Source organism: Lysinibacillus sp. FJAT-14745 (genome assembly GCF_001275675.1).
Lineage (GTDB): Bacteria > Bacillota > Bacilli > Bacillales_A > Planococcaceae > Lysinibacillus.
Genome location: NZ_LITM01000002.1, coordinates 394,571 through 418,675, shown reverse-complemented (window position 1 = coordinate 418,675; position 24,105 = coordinate 394,571). Strand labels below are relative to the sequence as shown.

The window sequence follows — 24,105 nt, the reverse complement described above, 5'->3', positions numbered from 1 at the left end:
GAGCGATAGACATGAAGATTATTACAATTGAACCGACACCAAGCCCTAATTCTATGAAGATTGTCGTTGATACAGAGTTACCTTTTGGCAAAAGCTATAATTTTACAAAGGATAATAAAGATGAAGCAACTGGTGAAGCAGCAGCAATTTTAGCAATCGAAGGTGTTAAAGGTGTTTATCATGTAGCAGATTTCTTCGCTGTTGAGCGTAACGCAAAGTATGCATGGGAAGGTATTTTAGCAAGCATTCGTCAAGTGTTAGGAGAAGATGTACATGAAGTAAACACAACACAAATAGCCAATGAGTTTTATGGTGAAGTGTACGTTCATGTGCAGTTTTATAAGCAAGTACCACTTCAAGTAAAGGTATTTGATAATCAACGTGAGCACCGTGCAAGCTGTGGTGAGCGCTTTGTGGAAGCTTTCAATAAAATTCTTGAGACAGCAGTTGATGAAAATTATATTTTCCAACGTAAGTGGATTGACTATGGCGTACGTTATGGAGAACTTGAGGAAATTGCGGAAGTAGTAAAAGAGGAAATCAATGTCACATATTCTGACGAACGTCTAGCAGAGATAGTCGCAATGATTAATGATTCTGAGAAAACTATTGAGAAGCCAGCTAAGCTAAAAATTACTGTTGAACAGTTTAAGCAACCAGAATGGGAAAAACGTTTCCAACTGCTTGACCAAATGGCAGATCCGGAGCTAGATGATTTACCACTTTTAGATTTGGCGTTACAAGATGAGCAAATGTCTATCCGTCGACTGGCAACCGTTTATTTAGGAATGCTTGAAGATGTGGCAGTCGTGCCCTATTTAGAAAAGGCATTGCAGGACAAAAGTGCAGCGGTCCGTCGAACTGCAGGAGATTGTATGAGTGATCTTGGCTTCGTGGAATTTGAAGATGCGATGCAGCAAGCATTACAGGATAAAAACAAACTTGTTCGTTGGCGTGCAGCTATGTACTTATATGAGGTAGGCACTGAGAACTCATTAGCAGCATTAAAGGCTGCTGCAGAAGATAAAGAGTTTGAAGTGAAGCTACAAGTAAAAATGGCGATTGCCCGCATCGAACAGGGTGAGGAAGCAAAAGGTTCTGTTTGGAAGCAAATGACAGAATCTCGCCAGCAATAAATTGAAACTTTAATCAGTGACCCGTTAATGGGGATAAAAGAAATAAACCAGCTCTCTGCTATGAATGTAGTTCAACAGAGACGCTGGTTTTCTTTATTGTTGCTTTTGGTGAAAAGTAAAATTCTCTACTAATGTTCCAATGAAACTATCAAGCTCTGATAAATGATAAAACTACTTGTTGTTTCGAATTTGTATACATTAATGAATAAAGATACACTTTTTCCCTTGTGCAAGTGTATCTTGTCACCTTGTCCTGCTGCAAAATGATGATAGGGAAATCTGCTTGCACGGCTGAATTTCTTTAGGAAGTTTCAATTAGTCTTAAATCTTATAATGTCAGAGCACAATATTTTGAAAACTTGTTGCTATATAAACATCCCCGTCATTACACCTTTAATTTGATCCTTTCATAACTAAAAGCTATTTACTTTTTCATCGCCGAAAGATGAGATGACATTTTGATAAAACCTATGTCATGCAAATAAGTTGATTTCCGTTCCGATTGGACGCCCCCAGGAAAGCGTCCAATCGGAACGGAAATCAACCACACGTTATGGTGATAAGACATTAATTTTATTATAGAGCCTCTCTTAAGTCTCTTTTTATCGAAAAATAACATAATATATATAATTTTTGTGTTTTCTAGCTTTTCACTACTAAACATAAAGTTAATAGCATTCTATGTATTATTAACAAAGTGTCTAATACTTGTCAAATAGGACAATGTTAAAATGATTTAAATTCTTTTAGCAGGTATCCAAACACCTGCTAAAATAGAGGAACTCAGTCTAAGAACGCCACGTCCTGTGGCAACGACTGAGTGACCAACATCATGTTGCTGTCGCTGCGTTAGCACTACGCTTTCGCACAAAAAACATCTGTTGGGCCAAAGCCTCCGGCGGATGTCATGGAATCGGAAAGGAGTTCAATAAAGGATGTTAGCCTAAAATCATCGCATCCATGCGATAACGGCTAACTGACCTGCATCTGTGCTGCTGACGCTACGCTTTCGCGCAAAAAACATCTGCAGGCCTAAGCACAAAGCCGATTCTGGACGCAATTATGCCGAGGTATCATTGATCTCTAGGATATTCTATAAAATAGGGGGCGTTTTGAATGACAGTAACAAGTTTAAAGACAACGGAATCTTATATGCGTGACCGGGAAGCAGTTATCGAACTTACACAAAAGCTAGTGCGTATAGAAAGCGTTTATCGAGAAGATGATCCAAATGGCAATGAACAAGAAGTGGCAAATTTTGTCGCTCAATATTTACGCGATCTCGGGATTGAAACGTATGTGGAGGAGGTTGTGCCAGGTAGGCCAAATGTGATTGGTATTATTGATTCGGGTAAACCAGGGAAAACGCTACTCTTTGAAGGACATACAGATGTCGTTACGGAAGGAAATCGTGAAGCATGGACGTACGATCCATTCGGTGCAGAAATTATTGATGGTCGAATGTATGGCCGAGGCACAAATGATACAAAAGGAAATCTTGCGTGTATGATTACAGCTTGCCAGTCGTTGTTACTGGATCAGGAGGAATTTACAGGCAAGATTATTTTATGTATTCCTTGTGATGAAGAAGGATTGATGCTTGGCATTAAACATTTTATAAAAAATGGTTGGGCAGATGATGTAGATGGGGCTATTATATGTGAACCGCAGGAAAATAATGTAAGTATTGCACAGCGTGGAGCGATACGTTTGAAGGTAGATATTTTTGGGAAGATGGCGCACGGTGCAATTTCTTGGAGCGGCATTAACCCGAACTGGCGCATGGCACGTTTGATTGTGGAGCTTGAAAAATTAGAAAAAGAAGAGCAAGCACGTTTAGGACGCGACCCGATGCTTAATTGGCCATCTATTACACCAACGATTTTACGAGCACCTGTAAAAGGAGACGCGCAAATTAATGTCATTCCTGATCATTGTATGACGACGCTTGATATTCGTACAGTTCCTGCGCAGGATCATGATGAGCTTCTTGGTAAAATTGAGGCGATTATCAAACGTCTGCAAGCGGATGATCCGGATTTTAAGGTAGAGCTAACAGTGCTTGACAATCGCCCTGCCACAGCTACAGCGAAGGAGGATCCTGTAGTACAAGCTATTTATGAGGCAGTAGCTGAAGTAACGGAAAAAGAGCCGAAATATAACGGTGTCCCAGGGGCTACTGATGGAACGTTCCTTCATGTCCATGGAGTACCGATAGTTACCGTTGGAGCAGGGGATCGTGATATTCCCCATCAAATTGATGAATATGTCGATATCGAAGAATTAGCAGAAACAACAGCCATTTATCGTTTGGCAGCATTAAAGTTTTTAGCAGGTAATGCACAATGACTCACACAAAAATTGCAGTCATTCCAGGTGATGGCATTGGCAAGGAAGTTATGGAAGAAGCCCTAAAAGTACTAAATTCGCTTCAGGAACATGATTCAGCTTTACAAATAGAAACAACAATTTTTCCTTGGAGCTCAGATTATTACCTCAAACATGGTCAGATGATGCCAGACAATGCTTTAAACATATTAAAAGAATTTGATGCGATATTGTTCGGGGCTATTGGAGATGCTCGTGTTCCAGATGACGTGACAGTATGGGAATTAATTATGCCGATACGAAAAAGCTTCCAGCAATATGTTAATTTTCGGCCGATTAAATCGTTACCAAGCATATCTTCACCGCTTGCCAACGGAAGGGATATTAATTTTGTTATCTTCCGGGAAAATGCCGAGGGGGAATATTCCGATAGTGGTGGTCGAATTTATCAAAATCAACCACAGGAAATGACCATTCAAAACACGATTATGACACGTATCGGAATTGAAAAAATTGTCCAAGCCGCTTGTGATTATGCCTATAAAAATGGCAAAACGAAAATTACGAGTGCGACAAAATCGAATGCTATTATTCATTCAATGAAGTTCTGGGATGAGCATACTAGAAGAATTCTCGCGCAAAGCTCAACAGCTTTAGAGCTAGAATCTATCTATATCGACGCTTTAGTAGCCTATTTCGTGGAACGACCGCAAGATTTTCAGGTTGTTGTTGCCTCCAATTTATTCGGAGACATTTTATCAGATTTAGGGTCAGCCATTGTTGGTGGTCTTGGGTTATCACCGTCAGCTAATTTAAATCCAGAAAAGGCATTCCCGTCTATGTTTGAGCCTGTGCATGGGTCAGCACCAGATATTGCAGGAAAGGGCATAGCAAACCCGATCGCACAAATTTGGTCACTTGCTTTGTTACTTGGACATATTGGGAGAGCGGATTTAGAAGAGCTAATTGTTCAGGCGATTGAGACGGTACTTCGAGAAGGTATCGTGAAAACCGCAGATATTGGTGGACAGGCGACAACAGCACAAATGGGTGATGCGATTTGTCAGGAAATTATCAAAATGAATTTAGCGGCAAGGGGTGTCTAGTATGGCAGTAGAACAACAGGTCATTATCGTTACAGGTGCTGGCGGCGGTATGGGAAAAGCCATTATTCAGGAGCAGCTTGCAAAGGGCAATATTGCAGTAGGGCTCGATTTATCTGTAGCTTCCCTTGGCGATTTAGCGCAGGATGCCTTGCAATGCTTTGAAGTCAATGTCTTGCAAGAGGAACGTGTGAACGAAGTATTCAAGCAGGTTTTTGACAAGTATGGACGGATTGATGGACTTGTCAATGCGCTTGGTATAGCGCAGGCAGCAACACCAATTGAGCAAGTAACGATGGACGAGTGGAATCGGTTAATGGATGTCAATGTTAAAAGCTTATTTATTACAACAAAGGCAGTCGTTCCTTATATGAAGGAGCGGCAAAAGGGCTCCATTGTAACAATCGCATCCATTTCTGCTGTACGACCACGCCCGGGTTTGCAGGCTTATATTGCTTCTAAAGGGGCGGCAGAGAGCTTTACCCGTGCTTTGGCTATTGAGCTGGCACCGTTCCAAATACGTGTTAATACGATTCATCCAGGGCCAGCCGATACACAGATGCTCGGTCAATTTACGGCACAAGGAGCAGATATCGAGCAAACAAAGCAAAGTGTCTTTGTTCAATCGGTCCCCCTAGGACGTTTAGTAGATCCATCAGACATTGCAGGAGCAGTAAGTTATTTACTCTCTGATGCAGCGAGTATGGTTACAGGAACGACATTACATGTAGACGGTGGTCGTGGACTATAGGAGGGACAAGGGTGAAAAAAATTCCGATGTTTATAAATGGTAAGTGGATTTACGGTGGTATGGAGGGGACCTTATTAGATGTTATGAACCCCTCTACTGGTGAAGTCATTGCTCAGATTATGAATGCAAGCAAAGCTCATATCGACGAGGCTGTACGTGCTGCACGTGTAGCGTTTGAAAGTGAAGAGTGGCGGAAAATAAAGGCTTATGAACGAGGACAGCTACTTGTTGAATTTGCGCACTATATACGCAAGCATGCAGAGGAATGGAGTATATTAGAATGTCGTGATGTTGGAAAGCCGTTAACACAAGCAAGAGCCGATATTGAAGCAGCAGCTCGCTATTTTGAGTTTTATGGTGGAGCTGCTGATAAAGTAATGGGGGACACGATTCCCATTGAAGACGGTATTTTAAATGCGGTAGTGTTGGAGCCTGTTGGAATTACCGTACATATCGTCCCTTGGAATTATCCTATTCAAATTACAGCGAGAAGTGTAGCAGCTGCCATTGCTACTGGCAATGCAGTAATTGTCAAAAGTGCTGAGGATACGCCATTAACTACACACGCCATAGCGGAATGGTTTGCGGGTAAATTGCCAAGAGGTATTTTTCAACATATTACAGGTTTAGGTCGTGAAGTTGGGCCATATTTAACGTCTCATCCTGATATCAATCATATTACGTTCACAGGTTCTGTTCCAACTGGCATTGCGGTGATGAAGTCAGCTGCTGAAAATGTTATACCTGTAACGTTAGAGCTTGGTGGGAAATCACCAAATATTGTTTTTGCGGACGCCAACATGGAGCAAGCACTAGATGGAGTTGTACGTGCCATTATTCAGAATGCCGGACAAACATGCTCAGCAGGGGCCAGATTACTAATTGAAGAGAGTGCCAAAGAAAAATTCATTGCACAATTAGTGCAAAAATTCCAAGCTTTAAAAGTTGGTCCGGGTGAGGCAGACGTTGATATGGGGCCACTTCTAAATGAACGACAATATACGAAGATTTCAACACTGCTGCAAAAGGCGAAGGAAGATGGCTATGTGGTCACTGGTGGCGAAACACTGACGATTGAAGGCTTTGAAAAGGGCTATTATGTTGAACCGACAATACTTGCAGGGGTAGAAGCTAACGATGCACTTGCACAGGAGGAAATTTTCGGACCGGTGTTGACTGTATTGACGTTTAGGACGGTTGAGGAAGCAATTGCTTTAGCGAACAGTACAGATTACGGTTTAGTTGCAGGGGTTTGGTCAAAGGATTTAGATACAGCACATTATGTCGCTAGCCGTGTAAAAGCTGGACAAGTGTTTGTTAATAACTATGGAGCAGCTGGCGGAATTCAAATGCCGTTTGGTGGCTATAAAAAGAGTGGCATTGGTCGAGAAAAAGGTTTTGTCGCGTTGAGAAATTATACGCAAATGAAAAATATCGCAATACGCTATGCACTGCCTAATCAAATGTGATAGACGGAGGGATGCATTTGGATGAGTCAAAAGAAAATCCGGTGCTACTAGAGGTAAGTCATTTAAAAATAAATTTCCATTTAAAAAATGGTCAGCAGGCGAAAGTTGTTGATGATGTGAGCTTTGCCATTCGTAAGGGAGAAACGGTTGCGCTTGTAGGTGAGTCTGGAAGCGGTAAAAGTATTACATCGTTATCAATTATGCGATTATTGCCGATACCACCAGGAGAAATCACAGCTGGTACGATTAAATTGAATGGTAAAAATCTCTTAGACTATAAAAATAAAGACATGAGCACTATAAGAGGCAATGAAATTAGTATGATCTTTCAAGAGCCGATGACATCATTAGATCCAGTTTTTACTATCGCTAATCAAATGATAGAAGGAATTCGTAGACATCAGAGGATTTCCAAAAAAGAGGCATGGGAGAAATCACTACAGCTTTTAAAAGAAGTCGGTATTGCCAATGCAGAAAAGGTTATTGCTGAATATCCGCACCAATTATCCGGTGGTATGCGCCAGCGTGTCATGATTGCGATTGCTATGTCCAATAACCCGCAGTTGCTGATTGCTGATGAGCCAACAACGGCACTTGATGTAACAGTACAGGCACAAATTTTAAAGCTTATGATGAAGATGAAGGAAGAACATCATTCGGCTATATTATTTATTACGCACGATATGAGTGTTGTAGCAGAAACGGCAGATCGCGTTATGGTCATGTATGCAGGACAAATCGTAGAAGAAGCACCCGTACGAGAGCTTTTTATGAATCCAAAGCATCCGTATACATCTGCTCTTTTAAAAACAATGCCTAATCTAGACGCAGATGTTAAAAGATTGCCGTCAATCCCAGGCGCTGTTCCACCAGCTTATGCATTACCAGAGGGCTGTCGTTTTGCTCCACGTTGTCCATTTGCGATGGAACAATGCCATGAGGTGCAGCCTGAGGTAATGCATATTCAAGACGAGCATAAAGTGCGCTGTCATTTATTTACGGAGAAGGGGGCGCTTGATCTTGACGAAGAAAGAAGTTTTGCTTGAAATTAATCATTTAAAAGCTTACTTTCCTGTGAAACGCAAGTCGATGAAGGAAGAGAAAAAAGTCATTAAGGCAGTCGATGATATTTCTCTTGAAATTTTTCGTGGCGAGACGCTTGGTATCGTTGGAGAATCCGGCTCCGGAAAATCGACGTTTGGGCGAACTATTTTAAAACTCGTTGAACCGACCGAGGGAGAAATTTTCTATAAAGGACAGCCCATTCAGCAGTTAAAGGGCAGTAAGCTGCAAACTTATCGTAATCAAATGCAAATGATTTTTCAGGATCCTTTTGCATCACTCAATCCTCGTATGCGAATAGGTGCGATTATCGAAGAACCGATGAAATTACAATTAACATTAACGAAAGAGCAGCGCCAAGAACGTGTAAAGGAACTTTTACAAAAGGTTGGTCTATCAGAAGATGCTATGCAAAAGTTCCCGCATGAATTTTCCGGCGGTCAAAGACAACGAATCGGTATTGCGCGGGCTCTTGCTATTCATCCAGAGTTCATTATTGCGGACGAGCCTGTATCTGCACTAGATGTTTCGGTGCAGTCACAGGTCTTGAACTTAATGATGGATTTACAGGATGAATTTCATTTGACCTATTTATTTATTTCACATGATTTAAGTGTTGTGAAACATATTAGCGATCGAGTGGCTGTGTTGTATTTAGGGAGGGTAGTGGAAATTGGCGCGAAGAAAGAATTATATGCGAATCCTCTGCATCCATATACGCAGGCACTGCTATCAGCCATTCCAGTTATCAATTTTGATCAACCGAAACAAGAAATGTCGTTACAAGGAGAATTGCCAAGCCCTATGAATCCTCCTGTAGGCTGTGTGTTTCATACACGTTGTCCATATGTGATGGAAAGATGCCATCAGGAACGGCCTGTGCTTCAGGAAGAAAATAAACATCAACGGGTAGCATGCTTTTTATATGAAAAATAAACTGAAAATTTAGTTTTTTTATAAAGTGGGGTGTGTATCATGTTTGGAAATATTACAGATGTGCCTGGAGTTAAGGTTGGGCATGCAGTAAATAGTGAAGGAATTACTGGATGTACAGCGATTTTAGTGGAAAATGGTGCAGTTTGCGGTGTCGATGTAAGAGGCTCAGCACCAGGAACTCGAGAGACTGATGCACTTGATCCTATTAACGAAATTGATCATGTACATGGGATTTGTTTGTCCGGAGGAAGTGCATTCGGATTGGATGCCGCGACAGGAGTCATGCAATTTTTAGAGGAGCAGGGCATTGGTGTGGATGCAGGTGTTGCTACCATTCCAATTGTTCCTAGTGCTGTTCTGTTCGATTTATTTATCGGTGATCCAAAGACAAGGCCTACTGCTCCAATGGGCTATGAAGCAGCTAAGCGTGCGGTTGTTGGTCCATTTGCAAATGGTAATACAGGTGCCGGTTATGGTGCGACTGTAGGGAAATTGGCAGGTCCTCAATTTTGTATGAAAGGGGGTCTAGGTAGCGCCTCTATAGCTGGCAAAGAGGGTGTTGTAGTTGGGGCCATTGTTGCTGTCAACGCTGTTGGGGATGTAAAAGATCCTAATACAAGAGAAACGCTAGCAGGTGCAAGAAATCCGAAAACAGGGGAATGGATTGATTGCTGTACGTATTTAGAGGAGTATGTGCAATCGGAAGCATTGTCGGGTACGAATACGACAATCGGTGTCATTGCAGTGAATGCCAGACTGACAAAAGCAGAGGCGAAAAAAATAGCCCAGCTTTCACAAAATGCTCTCGCTCGGGCAATTTATCCTGTACACACAATGCTGGATGGAGATACGATTTTCGTGCTAGGTACAGGAGATAAAACATTTCCAGTTGACTATTTGGGCCATTTAGCTACAAGGGCTATGGAGGAAGCGATCATTTCTGGCATTAAAGCTGCTAATAAATTAGGTGAAGTAGAAAGCTTTAAAAGCATTCAAATAATGCACACATAGGGGATAGGGGGAAATGACATGAGGCTAAAGAACAATTGGTTGATGCTGTTGTTGATATTGATAGTAGGTTTACTAATAAGTGCCTGTTCAAGTGATGACGGAAAAGATGCAACTTCAAAAGAAAAGACTGTTGCAGATTTACCTCAAGAAATCGTAGTACGTGTTAATGATGATCCAGATTTTTTAGATCCACATAAAGCAACAGCATCTATATCGTACCAAATGATCCTCAATATTTTTGAAGGACTGATGGCACCAGAAACGGATGGTACTTTAAAAGAAGGGCTAGCCGAAAGCTATAAAATATCTGACGATGGTTTAACTTATACATTTAAAATTCGTACGGGTGTGAAATTTCATAATGGTGAGGATTTAACGGTTGAGGATATTCAGTATTCTTTTGATCGTTTAATGGGGAAAAACGGTGGCGAAAAGATGTCAAACAGCTTTGATAATGTGGCGTCAACAGAAGCACCAGATGCCAATACATTTATCATCAAGCTAAAGGAACCGAACTCCAACTTCTTATATTCATTAACTGCTCGACAATCAGCCATCTTACCAAAAAGCAATGATGGAAAGCATAATGAAAACCCAATAGGTACTGGACCATTTGCTTATGTAAAATACTCTCCTGGTACAAATTTAGAAATGAAGAAAAATGAACACTACTGGAAGAAAGGGTTACCATACTTGAATAAAGTGACGTTTACCTTCCAATCGGATGATCAAGCGGCGATTATGAGTTTAATGGCCAATGAAGTCGATTTAACGAGTGTACCTTGGCAGCGCGTAAGTGAAGTGGAAAATAACTATAACTTGTCTCATCAAAATAATAACTCATCCTTAATCGTGACATTTAATGAAACGAAAGCACCTTTTGATAATGTAAAGGTCCGTCAAGCAATTAACTACGCTATTAGTAAGTCCGATATTATTGACTCAGTGTATGCAGGCTATGCTGTACCACTTGGTTCAAATATGAGTCCAGCGATGGGGGACTATCAAAAGAAAGGCTTAGAAAATATGTATAAGCGCGATGTGGAAAAAGCCAAAGCATTATTAGCAGAAGCGGGCTATCCTAAGGGCTTTAAAACAAAAATTACAGTGTCTTCGCATAATGATATGTATTCAAATATCGCGCAAATCGTAGCGGCTAATTTAAAGGAAATCGGTATTGATGTGGAAATTGAGGTCGTAGAATGGGGAATTTGGCTAGACCGAGTTTACTTTGGTCGCGACTATCAAATGACAACGATTGATTTAACAGGTCGTGCATCTGCCTATGAAATTTTAAATGATTATATTTCCACAAATGATGGCGAAAACTTCTTCAAATTTAAAAATGCTGAATACGACAAAATTATGGCAGACGTTTTAAAGGAAAAAGAGCAGACAAAACAAATTGACTATTACCATCGTGCACAGGAAATTTTAGCTGAGCAGGCAGCAGCAGTTTACGTCGCAGATTATCAGATTGTTTGGGGCTCAAATAAGCAAGTTACAGGATTAAAGAGCTACCCATTCTGGTTCCATGATATGTCTGAGGTTAAATTTTCTAACTAGAAAGGGATGAGTGCTAGATGATGTATATATTACGTCGATTCATCCTGTTAATAACTACCATCCTTCTAGTGTCGATGATAACATTCGGTGTTTTTCAAATTTTACCTGGTGATCCGGTTCGGACAATGTTAGGCACTGAAGCGGATCCCACACAAATTGAAAATTTGCGATCAGAGCTTGGCCTGAATCGCCCCCTTTATGAGCAATATACAGATTGGATGAAGGGATTATTGACAGGGGAATTAGGAAATTCCATTCGTTTTTCAATGCCAGTAAAAGAATTACTGTTTGACAGACTACCTGTAACGATGTCATTGGCTGGGCTCACCCTCTTAATTGTGTTACTCATTTCCTTACCGTTGGGGATGTTTGCGGCGAGAAGACAAAATAAGCTCAGTGATGTGTCGTTATCGACAGTGACGCAAGTTGGCATGGCCATTCCTTCTTTCTGGCTTGGCATGATACTCATTTTATATATTGGCATGCAGTTCAGCTTCTTTAAAATAAGTGGGTATATTCCATGGACGCAAAGTGTAGCAGGAGCGTTAAGTACGCTCGTTCTCCCAGCGTTAACAATTGCGATTCCACAAATTGCGGTCAATTTCCGCTATGTTCGTACGGCTATTTTAGAGCAAGTTCAGCTCGATTATGTACGTACAGTTCGTAGTAAAGGGATGTCTGAGCACAATGTGATGTATAAGCATGTCTTAAAAAACTCGATGATTCCAATATTAACGGTATTTGGATTGATCATGGCTGAAGTTGTTGCTGGAACGATTATTGTGGAGCAAGTATTTTCACTCCCGGGTGTTGGTCAACTACTCATCACGGCTATTAGTAATCGTGATTTTCCATTAGTACAGGGAATCGTTATGTATATTACTGTTGCAGTGGTCATGATCAATTTTATGGTCGATATTTTATATTCTGTGTTAGATCCTAGAATCCGATTACGATGAAAGGTGGATACGATGAAAAATATACAAAGGTACATGAAAAATATCAATTTAATCATTGGTCTACTAGTCATTGTCGGTTTTCTAATCGTAATGATGATTAGCTTTTTTTATACACCACATGATGTGAACTCGATGAACATACCTCAAAAATTACGTAGCCCAAGTAGTAATTATCTTTTTGGTACGGATGAATTTGGCCGTGATATTTTTAGTCGTATTATGAAAGGAACACAAACAGCCTTTGCAGTCGGTCTACTGACGGTATTTATCGGCACAATTTTTGGTATTTTAATTGGGGGTATTGCGGGGTATGTAGGAGGCTGGATCGATGAAATTTTTATGCGCATGATGGATGCATTAATGGCCTTTCCAGGAATTATATTAGCTTTAATGCTCGTTGCGGTATTTGGACCAGGGATTGTTAATACTGCAATTGCATTGGGCATTATTGCCATACCAGCCATTGCTAGAATTGTGCGTAGTGGATTCGTCCAACATCGTGACACTGAATATGTCTTAGCTGCAAAGTTAATCGGCGTAAAACCTTACAGTATTATGTTTCGCCACATTTTACCCAATATTTCATCGCAGATTATCGTCGCTGCAACTGTAACCTTTGCAACTGCGATGCTTGCGGAGGCGGCACTGAGTTATTTAGGGCTTGGAGTGCAGCCACCAAACCCTAGTTGGGGACGAATGTTAAAAGATTCACAAGCTTATTTAGTTGGAGCCCCTTGGTACACTTATGCGCCAGGTGGAGCCATTACAGTACTTGTATTAGGTTTGTATATGCTTAGCAATGCGTTACGCGATTTTATGGATCCACGTTCAAAAGCGTAACATATCAGGTGCTGTTTTTTTCAATAATTCATAGGCCTTCACCGCTATTTCTATATTGAGACGGTGAGGGGCCTGTAAAAAATCAGCTCCTAAAATATTTTCTAGTCGTTCAATTCGTTTATAGAGTGTTTGACGGACAATAAATAATTGTTCAGCTGTATCATTTTTGGCGCCATTGCAAGCTAAATAAACACAGAGCGTTTGATAAAGGTCATACCCATTCTTTTGATCAATCAACAGTATTTCTTGTAAATAATCTTTAACGTATTGCAAAAGGACAGCATGCTCCTGATGTAATAACAATCTGTAAACACCTAAATCCTTGTAGTAAATAGAAGAAGCAAGTTCATTGTGTTGCATGTGAATGGTTGTTTTGGCCTCTTTATAGCCTTGCTGTACGCTGTTAATGGATTGATAAACATTGCTAATGCCAAAGGTAAAGGTTATTTGCTCGAAAAGCTGTGGTGTTTTTCGAGCAATAATCTGCTGTATAGCTAGATTAAAAGAGTCGCGATTTCCCACAATATCATCTGCAGCAATGTAAAATGCAAGGATAATAATTTCATGCTGGCGAACCGAAACGGTAGGGAAAAAGCCAAGTCTTTTTAGGATGGAGCGCACAAACATGACATTTTGTAGCTGTATTTCTTGCCAGTCTTCCTCTGAAAAGGTATTGGCATAATCAAGCATATTAAACACGACTACGCGATAAAATAAGTTGCGACTTTCCATCGGTAAATAACTTTGATAATGCTGAAGATCAATGGGTTCTCCTTGTATTAAGGCGAGGATAAATTCATCCTCACGACTTTGCTGCCGTTCCTGTAGCATTCGATTACGCATTAATATTTGGGCAATAGACATCGTAGCACGTTCAATGTTTAACAATGTATAATCACTTGGCTTCGGCAGTGCAGAACGCATACATAAATAGCCCCATACTTGTCCAAGTCCGTTGACTGGAATGATGACGAAATGATCTTTATCAATGGACAGTAGTTGAATGGGTTCATGTAATTCTAGTTGCTGACAGTGTTCCTCCATAAGTTGTAAATACTTTTTGGCTTCTATTGGATAATAAAAGCTTTTCGTATCTTCAGAGACAAATAAAAATAATGCATCTGTATCTTGATGAAGCACCTGTAAAATTTTTAAAATCCCATTTGGCATTAACGACAATTCCATAAAAGTTCTTGATAGCGTATCAAGCTGTGTTAATGCTTGCTGATGTTGATTAATAATGTACGTATGTAGATCCTGCGTAATATCGATAAATCTTACAACCTCTTCAAAAATGATGATAGGAAAATCATGAGCATTAGCCATAGCAACCAGTTCTACAGGGACATAATTAAAATAATCACCAATCTCAATACAAAGAGCTGCCGCACCGTTACGAATAAGGTTTTGCAAGTAAGCAATTTGTGTTTCACGCTCTAACTGTAAACCTACACCAGTTGTTAAAATGAGCTCTCCGCCATTTATTAACGTATCAAAATTTTTTATCTCTAATATATGTGTCCATAGTACTTGTCGATTTAGGCCTTGTTGTCCTGCGATTAGCTTGGCAGATTCAAAATGCTTTCGCTCTAATACATCACGTACAAGTAGAGGATGTTTCGACATTAATAAGCACCTACCCTTCGAATGTACAATAATTATGTTTTATTAATCAGAAAATTTCAACATTAATTAGAATAATAGAGTAAATTCGGTGAATAAGGGTTCCTAGGGATTAAGACGGACGGATGTATGTATGGAGTGAAGCGATAAAAAGGTATTTTTCGCAAAGAAAGGCGACTCCAAATGCTCAGAAGCGCAAGGAATCGCCTTTAATAATTTCGTTTATGACCTTTTTTTACGTATTCCCAATCAGTTTCGATGTTTTGACGAATACGAATTAAAAAGTCTTGAACACTGTCCATTTCTTCAGGAGAAAAACCATCTAATGCTCTAGCATTCGAATAGTCTCCTTCTCGCTTTAACAATGGATATATCTTTAAACTTTTTTCTGTTGGGAAAAGCTGTTTATTTTTCTTGTTACCAACTTCACTACGCTTTTCTACAAAGCCTTTTATCTCCAACTTTTGAATCGCTCGGGAGGCAGTTGTGCGATCTACCTTCAATAGTTCAGCAACCTTTTCTTGGATAATACCAGGGTTTTCACAGATGCGAGTGACATACAAATACTGTCCCTTTGTTAAATCAAGTTCTTTAAACTCAATATTACTAATGGAATCAAGTGCTCTCGCAATCGCGCCAATATCTCGCAAAATTTCCTTCATTAATTGCCTCCGAAAAAATATTGTATTTGCAATAAAAAATGCTCTATACTATATATTATCATCCATGCAAGGAAATTTCACTTCATATGTACAGCGGGGGAAGCGGATTTAGCGGCGCAATTGCCGGTATTAGCGGCGGAAAAAGCAGTTTTAGCGGCGCAATTAGCGGATTTACCGGCGCAATTGACGTGTTTACCGGCGGAAAGAGAGGTTTTACCGGCGAAGTAGACGGCTCAACCGGCGGAAAATAAAGTTCTACCAACGGAGAATACGTTCCGAACAGCAAAAAACGAGGAGGAATATAAAGATGAACACGAAAAAAATTACAGATGAACAGGATTTACAAACAGCATTTGCCATTCGTCAAAAAGTTTTTATAGAGGAGCAAAAGGTACCCAAGGAAGAAGAATTTGATGAATTCGACACACTAGATGCTGCATGTGATCATATTCTTGTGTACTATAACGAACAACCTGTTGGCACTGGCAGACTGCGAGTTGTTGATGGCTACGGCAAACTAGAGCGTATATGCATATTAATAGAATTCCGCAAATTTGGTTTAGGTAAAGTGATTATCCAAGGTTTAGAGGAAATAGCACTTGAAAAAGGTTTAACAAAATCTAAATTAAACGCACAATCTTATGCAGAGGGCTTTTATGAAAAATTAGGCTATAAGCGTGAAGGCGAAGAATTTATGGATTGTGGCATCCCACATGTTTTAATGAAAAAACATTTTAATAGAGTGTAGTGGTATTTATTTTATTTTTTAGATGACCATACAACATAAATAGCAAACTAGGTTTAATTTAGTTTGCTATTTTGTTTTAGTGTAATAGCTCTTTTAATTTTTCCCATAATGGCTTAATTTTTTCTTTACTCGGCACATGTTCAAATATCCAATCTGATTCATTGTTGAAGGCGTTCACTAATTTCTTTACTGCCATCTCATGAGTTACAAGGCTCATACAATTCATGATATCGACTATTTCATGTAATGGGTCAGTGGGTAATGAATTAGACAATGTTTTAAGTCCAAGTAAAGCCCGCTCAGGACAATACTTATGCAGTAGTACTTTTGCGAAGTGTTCTAAACTATTCCGCAGTAAATGAACACTCCAAATCTCATTTCCACGTTGAGCACTCCAATAATATTGATATAAATACCAGACAGTATCATCTACAGCATCCTGAAATTCGAGTGGAGTTAGTGACAAAGTTGTACTTTTCTGTTTAGCTGTTAAGATTCCATGGGGATCAAATAAAATTTTCATAGTATCTTTATCACTTATTTCAAAGGGTGTTACTGTAAATAAGTCGATATGAATCATATCTTCATATATGACTAATAACTGGGGAGCAATTATATAGATGTCATCAACGAATAAAGTTTTCTTATAGGCTTCAATATGTTGGTTGCGGTTGGGCAAAAAGGCTTCGACATTTTCTTCATTCACAACGCAATAAATATCGATATCCGAAAATTCATCATACTCTTCTCTAGCCATCGATCCTCTTAAAAATACAGCTTCAATATAGTGATCATCTTTTAAACTTTCAAGTAAAACCTCAACAATATGATCTAATTTCAAGTGTATTAGCTCCTTCTATTAAAATAGGCTACTCAAATAATATTTTGAGCAGCCTTATTTAGCTAGACTTCCTTAACAACAGTGCCTGAGAAGCTATCGTGGGGAAGAAGTTGTCCGTTTTGTTGTTCGAATGCTTTTGGATTTTTCAAGTAATCGAATGTGCTAATTGAGTCACGGTAAGCCATGCGTTTAATAATTTGAGTGGAAGTCAGCCTAGTCCCATTTTCATTTTCAAGAACTAGTCCCATTTTTTTGTAGCCAACTGTTTGCCCTTTTTTACGTAATTGTGCTAATTCAAGTGACCACATAACGACTGTCGGTGTAACGATGGCATGAATCGCCTCGTTTTTTACCTTTTTTCGCAGGATATACTCCACGCCAGCTGTGACAGCCGACGAAATAGCAATATCGATTAGAAATGCTTTTGTTCGTTTTTTTGAAATAGAGTTCACCAGATCTCCTCCTCGTAATAAGTTGTAAAATAGTTATAAGAGCATATTATCTTTAAATAGCAATTCATGCTTAGTAAGGTAAGATGCAATGGCACCATGTTTTTCTGTCGAAGCTCCTGCATAGTGATTTGCGAATGTTAGGAGGGGAATAGCCTGCTCCTTACAAAAGTCGACTAGATTGATCGCTGTAATGTGCTTGCTAAGAAGAATAGCTAAAAATGCTCCAATAAAGGCATCGCCCGCTCCGGTTGTATCAATCGCATGGACCTTGTCAGCTGGCACTTTGATATGAAGCTTTTGAGTATAAAGACTTGCTCCTTCTGCTCCACGAGTAATTATGAGTACTTGTACCTTCCCTTGAAATAATGAATGGACTGCTGTTTCCTCATCCTCAATCGCTGTTAAAAATAAAAGCTCCTCCTCGGACAATTTAACGATATGGGCCATTGGTAAAAATTCTAAAATAGTTTGACGACATGCCTTCTCATCATTCCATAGTGGCAAGCGAACATTGGGATCAAAGGAAACAAGACTACCTGCCTGATGAGCCTGTTCAATCAATGCCATATGTGCATGTTTCATAGGGCTTTCCACTAAATTAACTGAACAAAAATGAATAATATCTATATCTGTTAATAGATTAGGTGGGAGTTGTTCTTTGTTGTAAAGTATATCTGCTGCGTGGCGGCGATAAAATAAGAAATCACGGCCTCCATCACTTGTCAGGGAAACGAAGGCTAGACTTGTTTCACCCTTAACAGTTTGAACAATATAGTTCGTATCGACATCGGCTTTTTTTAACGTTTCTACGAGAAAATCTCCAAAAGCATCCTGACCTACCTGTGTAATGAGGGCTGCTTGTTGCCCAAGTTTTGCACAAACAGCTGCAACATTCGCAGGGGCCCCACCAGCATTTTTAGTAAATCGCTCAACTGTAGCAAGAGAAGCATTTTGTTCAGTAGGTGTAAAATCAATTAATAATTCACCAATTGCATAAAGTTTACTCACGGGAAAAATCTCCTTTATATTAATTTCACCTTAGGTAATTGTTGCTGTCGCTTCGCTTTCGCACAGAAAAAAGGCCATAGGGCGTGGGCTTTCTGTCGCTTTGTCTTTTCTATCCGTCGCTCTGCTCGAGATTTCCGTCACTAAGCGCTTTGCATCCGTCGTTCTGCCAGTCGGTTCCGTCGCCTTCATTTGTATCCGTCACCTTGGCTCTTCTTTCCGTCGCTCTGACGGGTTATCCACGACTTTGGCGGTTCTATCCGTCACTTTGCGCTTTGTATCCGTCCTCTACATTTCTAGCTGTCTCGTCGCCTGAGACATTCGCTTTTTCTTTGGTACATAAATTGTGTAGAAAATGCCCCCAAAAATTAATACAATACCAACTGTTTGCATGAAGCTCGGCATAAAATCAAGCAACAGCATATCAAGCAATATAGCCACTACTGGGTCAACAAATACTAATACTGAAACTAGAATAGTAGAGAGGCTCCGAATACTATCAAAAAATAAATAATAAACAAATCCTGTATGAATAAAGCCTGTTCCTAAAATATAAAGCCAGTTTGTTGTCGTTAAGTCATCAAATAATGAAAAATTAACAAATGGCAATAGTATGATAATTCCGACTGCAGTTTGGATATATGTTAAGGCATAGGAGCTAAGCTTTGTGATTGTTTTACTTGTGAGCATCGTAAACGCGTAAAACAATGCAGACAGTAATGCCCAAATAAAGCCGGATTTCATAAATTCAGAGAGTGACATAAAATTATTTAAACCAATAATGAGCATACTGCCGATAAAGCAAGTTAATGTTGCTAATAATGCTTGAATAGTCATCTTTTCTTTTAAAAACAATGCCCCAAATATTAATACGAATATTGGTGCTAAATTATAAATAGAAATAGCAATGGAAATTGACATTTCTTCAAAGGCTTTAAATAAAAATACCCAGTTTAAGACAATAAAGACACCACATAGAAGTGTACGTAATATTTCTTTTTTGTCCCATTTCTCCGTTATATGACCACCTGTGATCAGCCACATTCCTCCTAGAAAGAGGGTAGCGCAAATACATCTAACAAATACTAACTCGGTTGCAGGTACGCCAGTATGAACGGTAAAAAATCCAATAGAACCAAAAAGGGCCATTGAAACAGTTAGTTTGATAATCGCTGAAATATTCATCCAAAACCTTCTTTCTATAGATTTATTATAATTTTTGTCGCTTGTGAAAATAGGGGGAACTTAACGTTATTTCGCCTCGTTCTCAAAGTTTTTAGCTCAGGTAGAGTAAGGAACTGCTCGGCTAAGAGAAGAAATCCGCTCAGGTATAGTAAGAAATTGCTCGGCTACGAGAAGAATTCGCTCAGGTATAGTTTCAAACTGCTCATCTTGGAGAAGAATTCGCCCCCGCTCCTCTACAAATCTTAAGAAAAGAAAGCCGACAGTTGACATACGCTGTCGGCTTTTCATTTATATTCTACAATTATTCTCGGATTTGGCCGTTACCGTGAATGTAATACTTTGTAGATGTTAACGCTGGTAAACCCATTGGTCCGCGAGCGTGTAATTTTTGCGTACTAATGCCGATTTCTGCACCGTAACCAAATTCAAAACCGTCAGTGAAGCGGGTGGAGGCATTGTGATAAGCAGCTGCAGCATCCACACTATTTAAGAAAGTATCTGCTACTAACTGATCCTCTGTCATGATGGCTTCAGAGTGGTTCGTGCCGTATTGATTAATGTGTTCGATTGCTTCATAAACGTTTTCCACAATTTTAACGCTAATCTTTAAATCTAAATATTCAGTTGCATAGTCTTCTGCTGTTGCAAGTTGAGCGAAATCGAGAGCTTGACAAACGGTAGCATCTCCGATAATTGTCACACCGGCTTGATGCATAGTACTTAGTAGCTGTTTACCGTGCTTACTAAACCAATCAGGATGAATAAGTAAGCTTTCTGCTGCATTACAAACCGAAGGACGTTGTGTTTTTGCATTGATACAAACTTTTTCTGTTTTTATGTAATCGGCCGTTTGGTCCACATAAATATGACAGTTACCAGCACCTGTTTCTAGTACTGGTACAGTGGCTTCATTCACTACTAAGTCAATAAGTGCCTTTCCGCCACGAGGAATCAATACATCTAAGTATTTTTTTAAATGGAATAATTCTTTCGCAGTTTCACGATTGGTATCCTCGATTAATTGTACAGCGTCCACAGGGATAGACGTTTTGCTAAGTGCACGATGAATACTCGCCACAAGAGCTATATTAGAAAATTTGGCAGAAGAGCTACCACGTAAAATGACTGCATTGCCTGTTTTCAATGATAATGTGGCCGCATCCACTGTTACATTAGGTCGCGCCTCGTAAATCATTCCGATAACGCCAAGTGGCACTAGACGCTTTTCAATTAGTAATCCGTTATCTTTTTCTATTCGCTCTAAAAGACTACCTACAGGATCATTTAATTCTACAAGTAACTGAATGGCACTTGACATAGCTTCCACGCGTTCTTTGTTTAGCATGATGCGATCAAGTGTAGAAGCGGGCATTCCTTGTTTCTCGCCATGAGCTAAATCCTTTGCATTTTCAGCAATGATAGTATCTTGGTCGATGATTAATTGTTCAGCAATTTTTGTGAGAGCCTCATTTTTTTCGCTAGTTGTTTTAATATTTAAAATATAGCTTGCGGCCTTTGCTAGTTTCCCTTTTTGTTGAACTTCGCTTGTCATATAAATTCCCCCTTAATTTGTTTGAATTTTTAGCCATTTGTCTCGGTGAATGACCTCAATTGGATAGTTCGCTAACTCATCTGTACGTTTTCCCATCGCATGTGCTAACTCTAGGGAAGAATATAAGACTTCACCACGGCCAAGCAGTCCCTTGTCACTATAAACCTCGACAACGTCGCCATTTGCGAAGTCGCCTTCGACACGATATACACCAGCAGGCAACAAGCTTTTCCCATTTGCCAATAATGCATGTTCTGCACCGCTATCTATAAAAATTTTACCAGATACTTCCGTGAGTGCAATCCACTGTTTATTATTTGTTAAAATAGCAAGCGCATCATGCTCAACATACGTACCATCACCACGTCCCTCTAGGATGTCGACAAGCTTATTAGCACCGTGACCAGTTCCGATAAACACCTTAACACCTGCATTTAAAGCTGCTCGAGCTGCCAATAATTTGGATTCCATACCACCTGTACCGACCTTCGAACCGGCACCATCTGCGAAGCCAAGCATCTCATCAGATACCTCTGTTAAACGATCAATACGTTTGGCATCTGGGTTTTTATTTGGATTGGCGTTATACAAGCCATTAATGTCAGTTAAGATAATGAGCTGATCGGCATGAACAAGACCACTTACTAGTGCCGATAACATGTCGTTATCTCCAAAGGTTAATTCGCTGACAGATACCGTATCGTTTTCGTTAATGATAGGTAGAATGGAGCGCTCTAATAATTCCTCAAATGTGGCACAGGCATTTTTATAGCGCTCTTTTTTTGAAAAATCAGTGCGTGTCAGTAAAATTTGAGCAGGCACAATATCATAAATGCTAAACAAAGCATTGTAGGTTTGAATAAGTAAACTTTGCCCAACTGCCGCCGCAGCTTGTTTACCTTTTACTGTAACGGGACGAGAAGGGTACCCGAGCTGTTTAAAGCCTGCTGCAACTGCACCTGACGAAACAAGCAATACTTCATGACCGTATTTTTTTAATTCAGCTATCGCTTGAACATGATCCATTAAACGTATTTTATCAATTTCACCTTTTGCATTTGTTAAGGAGCTACTCCCAATTTTCACGACGATTCTTTTTCTTTCCATAGCAATACCTCCAATTCGCCATTACACTTTTATTTAAAAATAAAAAACCTTTTCATCCTAATAAATTAGGACGAAAAGGTTTGCCTTCCGTGGTACCACCTACATTGAACGTCAATGACATTCCACTTTGCTCATAACGCTTGAGACTGCGCCTAGTTTAGCTAGGACGTTTTTACGAAGTAGGTTCTTTAGTCTTTCTTGTACAATGCCTTACAGCCGATGGGCATCGCTCTCTGATCAAGCAGTTTCTAAGTATTAGTCTTCGTTCGCTTTTATTTTTATAATTGAATATCTTGTTTGAATGATGTCTCATTCCTCAAAAAGTAATTGAATAAAGAATGCACTACTTTAGCAAGTCTGTCAAGCTGATTAGGAATGTTCATAAAAAGATTCGAATAAATAAGAAGGTAATACTGAACAATCGAGGGTAAGCGTGAGAGAGAAATACAACTTTGTTTATTTGTACCACCAGATTGCGACTAATAGTGGGAGCATTGCCATAACAATCACGAAAAAGCTCCATACTATTTGTTTTCCTGAAGACATATTTTTCGGTTTTATACTCATTTTTTCATATAGTTCGTTGATGGCACGTTGTTCTTTTGCGTAAAGCATTGTTTGAAATTCATCGTAATCTTGAATATAACTTGAGGGAGGACGAGGGCTAAAGCGTAAACTCCGAATATCGTCAGTAATCTCTTTTTCACCCATCCAATAAGTAATAACTGGTGCTAACCCTGAATTTTGCGTAGCCTGTACCTCGATAGCATGTGTTTTCATTTTATAATAGACATTTCCTTGCTCGTCTTCATATTGCTTTACAATATCACTTACTGCCACCGACAAACACCTCTTTCTTCAAAACAATACGACTTTTATCTTATGGTAATATTTATTATAATGTATTAAGAAAGAAAAGTATTGCGTAAACGAGCATAATTGATTGAATATTTTTCTTGTATAAATTTAGAAGAACGGCGTCGTTGTGTAGTATAATGGAAATAAAACCATATTATAACGATTCTTTTCTAAAAATAATTGTTCATTACCAAAATCTAGGCGTGACATTTTGTTAAAACGTATGTCATTTATATAAGTTGATAAACCTAAACCTATTTAAGAGTAATAGAAAGAAGGGGTAGTATTGGTATTTTCAACGTTATTGGCGTTTTTAGGAGCAGCAGTTATTTTAACACTAATGCCCGGACCAGATAATTTATTTGTTCTTGCACAAAGCATTACACAGGATAAAAAGGCTGGTATAGCGACATCACTTGGTCTGTGTACAGGTTTGCTCGTTCATATAGGTGCGGCTGTTCTCGGGATCTCGGCTATTATTTATCAATCAACAGTTATTTTTTCTATAGTTAAGTTTGCAGGAGCAGCGTATTTATTGTATTTAGCATGGCAATCGTTTCGTGCGAAAGGCGATCCATTCACATTGGAACAGCAAAATGTACAAGCCTATGTGAAGTTATATCGAAAAGGTATTTTCATGAATATTTTAAATCCAAAAGTTTCTTTATTTTTCTTAGCACTATTGCCACAGTTTGTAAATCCTTCTATTGGCCATGTAGGTTTACAGATGTTAATTTTGGGTATTGTATTTTTAGTACAAGCGCTTATACTATTCTCATTATTTAGTATTTTTGCAGGTGAAGTAAGAAAAGTAATTATTGGGAAACCTGCAATTGCTAAACGATTAAATATGATTCAAGGTGTTCTTTTTACTTTTATTGGAATACAAATAGCGCTGAGTAAACAGTAAA

At 39.4% G+C, this 24,105-nt stretch carries 23 protein-coding genes; 14 read left to right on the top strand and 9 right to left on the bottom strand.

The genetic code is table 11. From position 1 onward, the window contains the following. The first annotated feature begins 11 nt into the window (after nucleotides 1-11). From AMS59_RS03475 to AMS59_RS03425, 11 genes are all read left to right on the top strand, one after another. Nucleotides 12-1,136, top strand: a complete 1,125-nt coding sequence (locus AMS59_RS03475) for a conserved virulence factor C family protein (protein ID WP_053482365.1) — start codon at nucleotides 12-14, stop codon at nucleotides 1,134-1,136. 1,116 nt (nucleotides 1,137-2,252) lie between these two features. After that, nucleotides 2,253-3,485 (top strand): M20 family metallopeptidase, encoded by a 1,233-nt coding sequence (locus AMS59_RS03470; RefSeq protein ID WP_053482364.1) that lies wholly within the window; start codon nucleotides 2,253-2,255, stop codon nucleotides 3,483-3,485. Next, nucleotides 3,482-4,570, top strand: coding sequence for a tartrate dehydrogenase (locus AMS59_RS03465; RefSeq protein WP_053482363.1), 1,089 nt, complete (start codon nucleotides 3,482-3,484; stop codon nucleotides 4,568-4,570). Before AMS59_RS03470 ends, AMS59_RS03465 begins: the two co-directional genes overlap by 4 nt. Before the next feature lies 1 nt (nucleotide 4,571). Further along, nucleotides 4,572-5,318, top strand: a complete 747-nt coding sequence (locus tag AMS59_RS03460) for an SDR family NAD(P)-dependent oxidoreductase (RefSeq protein WP_053482362.1) — start codon at nucleotides 4,572-4,574, stop codon at nucleotides 5,316-5,318. An 11-nt stretch (nucleotides 5,319-5,329) separates the two neighbouring features. Continuing rightward, the gene (locus tag AMS59_RS03455; RefSeq protein ID WP_053482361.1) at nucleotides 5,330-6,787 is read left to right on the top strand and encodes an aldehyde dehydrogenase family protein; all 1,458 of its coding nucleotides are present in this window, start codon (nucleotides 5,330-5,332) and stop codon (nucleotides 6,785-6,787) included. 17 nt (nucleotides 6,788-6,804) lie between these two features. Then, nucleotides 6,805-7,833: an ABC transporter ATP-binding protein gene (locus AMS59_RS03450; protein WP_053482360.1), complete on the top strand. Its 1,029-nt coding sequence runs from the start codon at nucleotides 6,805-6,807 to the stop codon at nucleotides 7,831-7,833. Continuing rightward, nucleotides 7,808-8,785, top strand: a complete 978-nt coding sequence (locus tag AMS59_RS03445; protein ID WP_053482359.1) for an ABC transporter ATP-binding protein — start codon at nucleotides 7,808-7,810, stop codon at nucleotides 8,783-8,785. Before AMS59_RS03450 ends, AMS59_RS03445 begins: the two co-directional genes overlap by 26 nt. 39 nt (nucleotides 8,786-8,824) lie before the next feature. Beyond that, on the top strand, nucleotides 8,825-9,796 hold the full coding sequence (locus AMS59_RS03440; protein ID WP_053482358.1) for a P1 family peptidase: 972 nt from the start codon (nucleotides 8,825-8,827) through the stop codon (nucleotides 9,794-9,796). A gap of 18 nt (nucleotides 9,797-9,814) precedes the next feature. Then, on the top strand, nucleotides 9,815-11,362 hold the full coding sequence (locus tag AMS59_RS03435; RefSeq protein WP_053482357.1) for an ABC transporter substrate-binding protein: 1,548 nt from the start codon (nucleotides 9,815-9,817) through the stop codon (nucleotides 11,360-11,362). Between the two features lie 17 nt (nucleotides 11,363-11,379). After that, complete coding sequence (locus tag AMS59_RS03430; RefSeq protein WP_053482356.1) at nucleotides 11,380-12,321, top strand: ABC transporter permease; 942 nt, start codon at nucleotides 11,380-11,382, stop codon at nucleotides 12,319-12,321. 12 nt (nucleotides 12,322-12,333) lie between these two features. Beyond that, complete coding sequence (locus tag AMS59_RS03425) at nucleotides 12,334-13,161, top strand: ABC transporter permease (RefSeq protein WP_053482355.1); 828 nt, start codon at nucleotides 12,334-12,336, stop codon at nucleotides 13,159-13,161. Here the strand turns inward: AMS59_RS03425 and AMS59_RS03420 are convergent. Continuing rightward, on the bottom strand, nucleotides 13,150-14,787 hold the full coding sequence (locus tag AMS59_RS03420) for a PucR family transcriptional regulator (protein WP_053482354.1): 1,638 nt from the start codon (nucleotides 14,785-14,787) through the stop codon (nucleotides 13,150-13,152). The genes AMS59_RS03425 and AMS59_RS03420 overlap by 12 nt on opposite strands. A gap of 206 nt (nucleotides 14,788-14,993) precedes the next feature. Further along, complete coding sequence (locus AMS59_RS03415) at nucleotides 14,994-15,446, bottom strand: MarR family winged helix-turn-helix transcriptional regulator (protein WP_053482353.1); 453 nt, start codon at nucleotides 15,444-15,446, stop codon at nucleotides 14,994-14,996. Between the two features lie 86 nt (nucleotides 15,447-15,532). Here AMS59_RS03415 and AMS59_RS24800 point away from each other — a divergent pair, with 86 nt between their 5' ends. After that, nucleotides 15,533-15,697 carry a hypothetical protein gene (locus AMS59_RS24800; protein WP_234007668.1) on the top strand — a complete coding sequence of 55 codons (165 nt, stop codon included), beginning with the start codon at nucleotides 15,533-15,535 and terminating at the stop codon, nucleotides 15,695-15,697. Nucleotides 15,698-15,753: 56 nt separating this feature from the next. Continuing rightward, nucleotides 15,754-16,194, top strand: coding sequence for a GNAT family N-acetyltransferase (locus AMS59_RS03410; protein WP_053482352.1), 441 nt, complete (start codon nucleotides 15,754-15,756; stop codon nucleotides 16,192-16,194). 76 nt (nucleotides 16,195-16,270) lie between these two features. Here AMS59_RS03410 and AMS59_RS03405 read toward each other — a convergent pair whose 3' ends face one another. The 7 genes from AMS59_RS03405 to AMS59_RS03375 all read right to left on the bottom strand — a co-directional run bounded on the left by AMS59_RS03405 (nucleotide 16,271) and on the right by AMS59_RS03375 (nucleotide 23,176). Beyond that, entirely contained in the window at nucleotides 16,271-17,035 is a 765-nt protein-coding gene (locus AMS59_RS03405) for an aminoglycoside 6-adenylyltransferase (RefSeq protein WP_053482351.1), read from the bottom strand. Between the two features lie 62 nt (nucleotides 17,036-17,097). Continuing rightward, the gene (locus AMS59_RS03400) at nucleotides 17,098-17,487 is read right to left on the bottom strand and encodes an RDD family protein (protein ID WP_053482350.1); all 390 of its coding nucleotides are present in this window, start codon (nucleotides 17,485-17,487) and stop codon (nucleotides 17,098-17,100) included. 33 nt (nucleotides 17,488-17,520) lie between these two features. Next, complete coding sequence (locus tag AMS59_RS03395) at nucleotides 17,521-18,495, bottom strand: carbohydrate kinase (RefSeq protein WP_053482349.1); 975 nt, start codon at nucleotides 18,493-18,495, stop codon at nucleotides 17,521-17,523. Nucleotides 18,496-18,780: 285 nt separating this feature from the next. Continuing rightward, a complete protein-coding gene (locus AMS59_RS03390; protein ID WP_053482348.1) occupies nucleotides 18,781-19,677 on the bottom strand; it encodes a DMT family transporter in 897 nt (298 codons plus the stop codon). A 301-nt stretch (nucleotides 19,678-19,978) separates the two neighbouring features. Continuing rightward, a complete protein-coding gene (locus AMS59_RS03385) occupies nucleotides 19,979-21,229 on the bottom strand; it encodes a glutamate-5-semialdehyde dehydrogenase (protein ID WP_053482347.1) in 1,251 nt (416 codons plus the stop codon). 12 nt (nucleotides 21,230-21,241) lie between these two features. Next, nucleotides 21,242-22,336 carry a glutamate 5-kinase gene (gene proB, locus AMS59_RS03380; RefSeq protein ID WP_053482346.1) on the bottom strand — a complete coding sequence of 365 codons (1,095 nt, stop codon included), beginning with the start codon at nucleotides 22,334-22,336 and terminating at the stop codon, nucleotides 21,242-21,244. A gap of 456 nt (nucleotides 22,337-22,792) precedes the next feature. Next, nucleotides 22,793-23,176, bottom strand: a complete 384-nt coding sequence (locus tag AMS59_RS03375) for a hypothetical protein (RefSeq protein ID WP_053482345.1) — start codon at nucleotides 23,174-23,176, stop codon at nucleotides 22,793-22,795. A gap of 304 nt (nucleotides 23,177-23,480) precedes the next feature. Here AMS59_RS03375 and AMS59_RS03370 point away from each other — a divergent pair, with 304 nt between their 5' ends. Continuing rightward, nucleotides 23,481-24,104, top strand: a complete 624-nt coding sequence (locus tag AMS59_RS03370) for a LysE family translocator (protein ID WP_156304545.1) — start codon at nucleotides 23,481-23,483, stop codon at nucleotides 24,102-24,104. Nucleotide 24,105: the final 1 nt, after the last annotated feature.